The organism is Pseudoalteromonas sp. S4492 (assembly GCF_005886115.1).
Classification (GTDB): Bacteria; Pseudomonadota; Gammaproteobacteria; order Enterobacterales; family Alteromonadaceae; genus Pseudoalteromonas; species Pseudoalteromonas gelatinilytica.
This window is the reverse complement of sequence record NZ_PNCP01000096.1, coordinates 1-1,124: the sequence shown is the minus strand read 5'-3', so window position 1 is coordinate 1,124 and position 1,124 is coordinate 1. Positions and strand designations below refer to the sequence as shown.

Sequence of the window (1,124 nt, the reverse complement as noted above, 5' to 3'; positions counted from 1 at the left end):
CTATATGCCAGTTTCCTATGGCTCGGCTGAACCAGTTATGTGTGAAAGAGCGCCTGATAAAGAAGTAGATAAGACGTCAGATCCTGAAGAGAAACCAGCGCCCGAAGAAACAGACCCTCAACCCGAACCCGATGAACTGTCAGCAATAAACAAGATTAATGAAAACCTTGACGCAATGAACAAGAATCAAATTGCTGCAAGTGATTCTAATGATGAACGTTTAGACCGTGTAGCTGAAGAAATTCAAATATCTAACGAGTTACTTGGTGAAATTCGTTACAACACTGCCATGACAGATTTTAATACTGATTATGCTAACGCACTTTTAGAGGGGATTTTAGAAAAACCAGTTGGCGGCGGTGGCGGCGGCTCTGGTTCTGGTGAAGGTGATGGCGAAGAAGAACAGCCATTTACCATACAGGCCAAACGCAAAAACAATAATAAAGGTCTTAATAAACTATTTACCGAACAAGACTTACAAACCGTAACAGAAGAAATCACACAGAAAAGACAAGAACTAAAAGATTACGTGCAACAAATCAAATCTGAATCTGGGTCGCTTTTTGAAGTTACACCCTCTTTTGGTGGTGGGTATGAAGAACGGATTGTGAACATTAAGGGGGTTGATGTTGATATGGGTCTAGGTCGATTAGCCAACTTCTTTCAACTCATAGCAGCTGCCGTTCTCCTTATATCTACTTTAACTGCACTGTATATTTTATTGGGGCCTTAATATGAAAACGAAGACTTTTATTTTAATCGTTCTATTTCTTCCGTTGCTTGCTATCGCTGAAACATCGGGTACAGGTACGGATACTGGCACAGCGCAAGGTAACTATGAAGGCTTTGAAGGTGCAGCCCAAGCGATGGGTCATTTCTTTACTGATATTTGGACTTTTCTTGATGATGACGTTCCGAACTTTTTTGAAAGAGCATTAGCTTTTATCATCGAAAAAGTAACGCTGATGAGAATTGCGGCAGAGCTAGAAGCAATGAAACTTGCTTGGTCTGTATCTAAGGCGATTATGGAAAACTTCCAAATATCCTCAAAAATATTATCGGCTGCAAATGGCTTACCACAAGACGTAAAAGCAGCGCTTGTAGATATGCGATTCTTTGATGGT

General features: G+C 40.7%; 2 protein-coding genes. Both read left to right on the top strand.

The window, feature by feature from the left end; translation table 11 throughout:
• On the top strand, nucleotides 1-733 hold a 733-nt coding region (locus CWC28_RS21985; RefSeq protein ID WP_171038332.1), incomplete at its 5' end, for a hypothetical protein.
• Nucleotide 734: 1 nt separating this feature from the next.
• The coding region (locus tag CWC28_RS20860; RefSeq protein ID WP_138625712.1) for a DUF2523 domain-containing protein at nucleotides 735-1,124 on the top strand (390 nt) is incomplete at its 3' end.